This is a genomic window from Accumulibacter sp., assembly GCF_023806565.1.
GTDB lineage: Bacteria > Pseudomonadota > Gammaproteobacteria > Burkholderiales > Rhodocyclaceae > Accumulibacter.
The window spans coordinates 23,873-29,913 of sequence record NZ_JAMTDV010000049.1 but is presented as its reverse complement, the minus strand read 5'-3'; the positions used below and the strand labels follow the sequence as shown (position 1 = coordinate 29,913).

General features: G+C 61.0%; 5 protein-coding genes. All 5 read right to left on the bottom strand.

Annotated elements, in window-relative coordinates; translation table 11 throughout:
* Positions 1-254: 254 nt before the first annotated feature.
* The 5 genes from NFV80_RS05735 to NFV80_RS05715 all read right to left on the bottom strand — a co-directional run bounded on the left by NFV80_RS05735 (position 255) and on the right by NFV80_RS05715 (position 6,027).
* Positions 255-1,289 (bottom strand): polysaccharide deacetylase family protein, encoded by a 1,035-nt coding sequence (locus tag NFV80_RS05735; RefSeq protein WP_295331475.1) that lies wholly within the window; start codon positions 1,287-1,289, stop codon positions 255-257.
* Positions 1,286-2,005, bottom strand: a complete 720-nt coding sequence (locus NFV80_RS05730) for a class I SAM-dependent methyltransferase (RefSeq protein WP_295331476.1) — start codon at positions 2,003-2,005, stop codon at positions 1,286-1,288. Before NFV80_RS05730 ends, NFV80_RS05735 begins: the two co-directional genes overlap by 4 nt.
* 6 nt (positions 2,006-2,011) lie before the next feature.
* Positions 2,012-3,340 (bottom strand): putative O-glycosylation ligase, exosortase A system-associated, encoded by a 1,329-nt coding sequence (locus NFV80_RS05725; RefSeq protein ID WP_295331477.1) that lies wholly within the window; start codon positions 3,338-3,340, stop codon positions 2,012-2,014.
* A gap of 180 nt (positions 3,341-3,520) precedes the next feature.
* Positions 3,521-4,900 (bottom strand): phenylacetate--CoA ligase family protein, encoded by a 1,380-nt coding sequence (locus NFV80_RS05720; protein WP_295331478.1) that lies wholly within the window; start codon positions 4,898-4,900, stop codon positions 3,521-3,523.
* Positions 4,897-6,027 carry a glycosyltransferase family 4 protein gene (locus tag NFV80_RS05715; RefSeq protein ID WP_366143412.1) on the bottom strand — a complete coding sequence of 377 codons (1,131 nt, stop codon included), beginning with the start codon at positions 6,025-6,027 and terminating at the stop codon, positions 4,897-4,899. Before NFV80_RS05715 ends, NFV80_RS05720 begins: the two co-directional genes overlap by 4 nt.
* Between the last annotated feature and the right edge of the window lie 14 nt (positions 6,028-6,041).

Sequence of the window (6,041 nt, the reverse complement as noted above, 5' to 3'; positions counted from 1 at the left end):
CGACCTGCGGAGAATCCGGGGCCATCGGCGACGATGGCCCTTTTCTTTGGTCGCCAAACACGAGCAACGCGATCGGTCACCGAACCCACACTGGCCGTCCGACTGGCATCGTCGATGGCGTGACGATGTGCACGCGCTGCTGGAGGCGTGGTCCGGCTCACGCGGACGCGACCACCGCTGTCGCTTGCAGGTCATTTGCTCACCGCCGACGCGATCCTGTTTGCCCTCAGGCAACACCAGAATTGCGCGCAAGCCTAGGGCAACGATGCATTTGCCGGAGCGGCGAGCTGGTAATGGACATTGCGCTGATTGCTCATCAGGCGCAACGCCCAGGTAGCCAGCGAATCTCCCCACGGGGTGAAGCGGGGCAACTCCAGCAGACCATCGCCAGCGCGCGCGACGCCTGGCGCCGTGCTCACCGCCGCACGAAAGCCAAGACGACGCAGGATCGCGACGTGAGTCTGGTCATAGTCCCGCACCGGCTTGCCGTTGGGATAGGCAAAGACGTCTACCGGAGTGTCGATGATCTCCTCAAGGCGCTGACGTCCGCTGCTGATTTCGCGTTCGGCGTCCGCAGGCGCCAAGGTCGTCAGGATGGGATGATGCGCGGTATGCGCACCGATCTCCATGCCGGCACGCTGCAATTGCCGCACCTGCTCGGACCGCATCATCAAGCCGTTGGGCAAATCGCGCACGCCGGCCAGGCGCTGCAAGCGAACGATCGCCTCGTCGCGCTCGGCCAGTGCCAGGTACTTGATGCGGGAAAGCAGCTCGCCAATCACCGATCTTCGCTCCACCGCGCCGGACAGGGAGCGACGACCGATGCCGAAAGACTCCAGATCGAGCTCGTCCGCAGCACAGGCCCGGATGATCTCGATCACGGAGTCGTTCCACATGCGACCACCGTCGAGAAATCCCGTGGAAATGAAGAAGCTCGCCGGCACGCCATAGCGCTGCAGAATTGGCAACGCCACTTCGACGTTGTCCGCATATCCGTCATCAAAAGTCACGACCAGCGCCCGCGGGGGCAATTCCTCGTTGGCCAGACGGGAAGCGGCTTCGCCCAGGGTCATCACGCGAAAACTGCGCGCGACGAAACGCATGAGCAATGCAAAGCGCGTCGCGTCGGGCTCGCTCGGCAAAATGGTGTCCGCCCGTGCGTGAACGCGATGGAAGATCAGTATGGAAAGGCGGGGGCTTGTGACCCGGTGCAACAGCCCGCAAGCCGTCCGGCTGGCCTTTGCCAGCAGCGCTTCCAGGGTGCTTTCCTGGTCGGCGGCGGGTCTCAACGGATCGTCTCCGGCTTGCGCAGAGTGACCAGGATCCAGCCGCGCAAGATGCGCAGCGCTTCGAAGCGGCTGATCAATTTTTCGTAGCAGACGCCCAGGAAGAACAACGCTCCATTGAACATCAGATAGTTCGGGTATTGGCTCAAATATTCGAACGACTCGACCCGCAAACCGGCAGACGCCGCCAGACGTTCGACGTCGGTGCGCGTGTTGGTGCGGTACGCGGTGGGAAAGGTATCCTCTTCCATCCTTCCCTCGACCTGCCGGACGATGCGTGCATGAAAGCGGTTGGGCACGAGGCGCGCAACGAGCGTCCCGTAGTCCCACATGTTGGCGGTCAGGAAAATCACTGCCCCGCCCGGACGCAGGATGCGCATGAACTCCTTGTATACCGAGTCGGGATCGGTCAGGTGCTCGAAAACGCTGCGCGACATGATCAGGTCAACGCTGGCGTCCGGCAGGGGAATGTCGGACAGGTCGGCATTGTAGGTGTCGATTCCCGCAGGCACATCGGTGAAATCGACCAGTTCGACGCCGATCAGACGCTGGGCCCGCCCCAGATATTTTTTCAGGACCGGCACGGTTCGTCCACAACCTGCGTCGAGCAGCACCGCGTCAGACGTCAGCAGGTGGTCGACACGCTGCTCATAGATCTGATAGGGATGTGGCGAATTTGCGTAGTATTTTCTCAAGAGCGTTTCGGAAAGGGTGCTCATAGGGCTCTACTTCGGTGTGGGGGAGATGGAGCCTGCGCTTGCCGGCAGTACTGCGCCAGCTGCAGCGCCGGCCTTCTGCTGTTCACGCAGCGTGGCGTCGACGAGAACGGCAAACGAAATGATGTAATAGCTGAGATCGAAATGCGCCAGGCTGAGGAAGGCGCCACCGACAGCAAAGCCGGCAAGGCTGACCTGAACCATTCGCATCAGCAACGGCGCCCAGTTTGCATATTCGGGCAGCGTCTGCGCCTGCCTGCCAACCCGCCGCGCCTGTCGCCACGCGGAAATGCCCAACAGCAGGTAAAGAGCCAGTCCGGGAAAGCCGTGCTCCCCCAACATCTGGAAATAGATGCTGTGGGCAACGAATACCTGGCCGCCCGTGTAGACTCCGACACCCTCGGCTGGTGCGTAGATGGCGAATACCTGTGGCGTGTCGATGACGAAACCGCCACCCACCAGCGGCCGATCGACGGCCAATGCCCAAAGGGTCTTCCAGGTGTAGATACGCGACATTGCCGAAGTATCTTCCTGGTAGGTTTCGATGGTTTTCATGCGCCCGCTCCAGGAATCGGGCATGAAAAGAATCGCCGCGGCAACTCCACCCGCCAGCAGGAGAGTCGACAAGATCGGCCGTTTGCCCTTCAATCCGAGCAAGGTCGCCATGGCGAACAGGGCCAGCAGAGCACCACGCGACTGACTGCCCAGAATCGAAAAGATGACCGCAACCATCGAGGACAGCAATCCAAGACGAACGATGCGCCGAGTGGAGACTTGATAGAGGTAGTAGAAAAATGGCATGAGGATTACCAGCGCCAAACCGAAAGCGTTGTTTTCCTGTGCAAACCCTCCGGGAGGACCGAAGACCCGTCCGCCACCACCAGTCATGAGCGTCCACACGCCCCCCTTGATCCCATACACACCAATGGACACAACAACCAGCCAGACCAGCCACTCGATCTGTTGACGACCGCGAATCAGCATCATGGTGATGAACAACATCACGTGGATCTTGAAAACGAACAGCCAGCGTTCAAAAACGACTTCCGCAGTGTTGATGGCAAAAAAGCTGGTAAACGACATCCACAGCACCAGAGCAATGTACACCACGGTCGTACTGCTGATTGGAAAGGGACGCCGCTCGCGTGACAACAGGAACGACACCAGCGTGGCAATCGCCACTATCTGGCCAAAGGGCAGCGCCCGGGCAAATCCAAAGGCAGCTCGGTGCGGAATCATCATCGCCAGCCAGGCCCAGACATAGACACCAACACGCGGGCTGCGCAGAATGAATGGCAACGAGCCAAGAATGACTACCGTAATCAGAATGTCGCGCATGACTGGCTCCGTGCCAAATCCGCGATGCTGCACGGGAGAAAAGCGACTTCGTTCAACGACGCGCAGACGCTGGAAACATGGCTGCTCCCACCCGAAAAGTGGCGATCGGCGCCAATCGCCGCACGCAGGCAGCCTGCTCGGCGGGCACTGTCGCCCGCCGAAACGAATTGCCGCTGCCGGCTACCCATGCTCGCATCCCAGGCCTGCACCGAGAGCGGGAACTCGACTGACCACATAGCGGAACTTTCCGGAGGTCTCGCAGGCGATGTCCGCCACCTTCTCGACGCGAACGTCAACCGCGTCCCCCAGCCTCGCCTTGAAATCCCTGATGATCCGCTCCTCGGCGGCGCCGTCAAAGGCCGCCCCGGCGACTACCTGGACGATCGTCTGGTCGATCGACGTCTGTTCGATCCGGAAACGCTCGACCCCAGGCAGGTCACGAAGCGTGTAGATCAGCGCCAGCCCGTGCATGACCGTTCCGTCCCGCGCCACCACGAAATCGGTGGTGCGCCCCTGCACCTCTTCGAGTACCGGCAGGCCGCGGCCGCAAGAGCAGGTCCTGTCGCTGAGCGTGCCGATGTCGCCGGTTCGGTAACGGACGAAAGGAAAATCAGCGGTCGCCAGGTGGGTGACAACGATCTCTCCCGGCTGCCCGCAGGCCGTGGGCCTGCCACTGGCGTCGACGGTTTCGACGACGATGTCCTCGGCGCTGATGTGCATGCTGCCGGCAGGACACTGATGAGCGATGAATCCGGCATCGCGGGCACCGTAACCATTGGCGACCGGACAGCCGAACACTTCGCCGATCACGCTCCGCTGCTCGTCGTAGAGTTTCTCGGAAGTGACGAAGGCGACGCGGATTCCCAGATCGTCGAGGGCGACACCACTGTGGCGCGCATGCCGTGCGATCAGCGAAAGGCTGGACGGATAACCGAAGAGCATCGCCGGGCGAGCCACGCGGATGGTCTCGACGAAGCGATCGAGATTCGCCGGCGACATTTCGAAGGCCGGCAGCAGGCGACTTCTCAACAGCCAGTCGCGCAGTCGTCGAACGTAGTCTTGCGTCCCGAGTTCGATCGGGCTGCCCCAGACCACCAATTCACGGTCGCCGATGTCGACGCCCCACCAGCGTGTGGCACGCCACTTGGCCGCCACGTCGTGGCTCTTGCGGCCCTTTCCCATGTAGAAAATCAGCGGCTCCCCGGAAGATCCGCCGGTATTGTAGCGGGTCAGCGGCCCGTGGCCAGCCGCCTTGAAACGCTCCCCGTTGGCCCGTATTTCCGCCTTGCCGAGCAAAGGCAGTGCGGACAGGTCTTCCGGTGTGCGAACCGACCGCGGATCGAAGCCAAGGCGCCCGAAGAGGTCCCGGTAATAGGGAACGCGCTGACCGATGTCGACCAGAAAATCCCGCAGACGTCGAGCCTGCTCGCCTGCGATCTGTTCGCTGGTCCACCACTGGCTTTCTTCCAGTCTTCTGCACAATCGTACGGAATCATGTCCCTTGATGCGCTCGTGCAGCGGGAACAGAAAATGCGAACAGATTGCCGTATAAAAACTCAAGATTCTCTCCTTGATGCAGCGACGTGACGATAGGCGTCAAGCCACTGTGCGCGTACCTGCTGCCAGGCATATTTCTGCGCTTGCCGCAGACCGGCCTGTCGGAGCCGTTCTGCCAACGATCCGTCCTGCAACACCCGAAGCACCTGCCGTGCCATCGCTTCGTGGTCGCCAATCGGCACCAGCAGACCCGAAACGCCGTTCTCGACCATGTCGGGAATCCCTCCCGCGGCGGTGCTGACAACCGGTACACCGCTCGCGAAAGCCTCGAGGATTGAGATCGGCATGTTGTCAACCTTGCTCGGATTGATCAGACAGTCGGCTGCCGCGTACAGTGTCGGAATTTTCACGTTGTCGATACGGCCCGAAAAGTGGACGCAATCTTCAACGGCAAGCTCGCCGACCAGGGAGCGCAGGTACGGTAGTTCAGGGCCGCTGCCAGCCACCGTCAGTCGCGCCCGCCGAAAGACCGAGCGAACACCCACAAACGCACGGATCGCGGTTGGAATGTCGTAAATCTCCTCCAGATTTCGGGTAACTACCAAATGGGGTGCATCACCGAACATCCGCGGAGTCATCGGCGTGAAACGCGACGTATCGACGATGTTCGGGATCACTTCGACGCTCAGTCCGTACTTCGCAAAGACCCTTTGCAGGAAACCGGAAGGGGTGACGCGGAGGGACGCGCGCGCCAGCAGACGAAGAACGTACGATGGTGCGCGAGCAAAGAAGGAATCTGCATTGCCGCCATGGTAATTTATGATGACTGGAATTTGTCTGATGCGCGCTATTACCATCGCCGGCGTCACAAGCAAGTGCCAAGCCCAACCGGAGTTGGCCAAGACGTGCATCACGCGCGCGCGGCCAGCCGCCCGCCATAGATGCAACAGGTACGGAAGCAGACGAAAGCCCGCACGTACAACTGGCAGTCTCCCAATAAAAGCGGGTCTATAGGGAGCATTCGTGGGCACCAGTTCCACTTGCATCCCCTCGGCGCGCAAGAGGCGCACAAGCTGCTCGCACTGATTCGCCATCCCGCCCGAGGGGGGCGGCAACGGGCCAACCACACACAATGGTTGCCGGAATACGTCGCAGCCAAATCCTTCCATTTCATGAACCACGGTCAACACCGATAAACAGGCCG

What these genes read in the sequence shown, in the direction of transcription:
- NFV80_RS05730 (WP_295331476.1), bottom strand. Translation starts at nt 2,005, where the DNA reads ATGAGCACCCTTTCCGAAACGCTCTTGAGAAAATACTACGCAAATTCG.
- NFV80_RS05725 (WP_295331477.1), bottom strand. Translation starts at nt 3,340, where the DNA reads ATGCGCGACATTCTGATTACGGTAGTCATTCTTGGCTCGTTGCCATTC.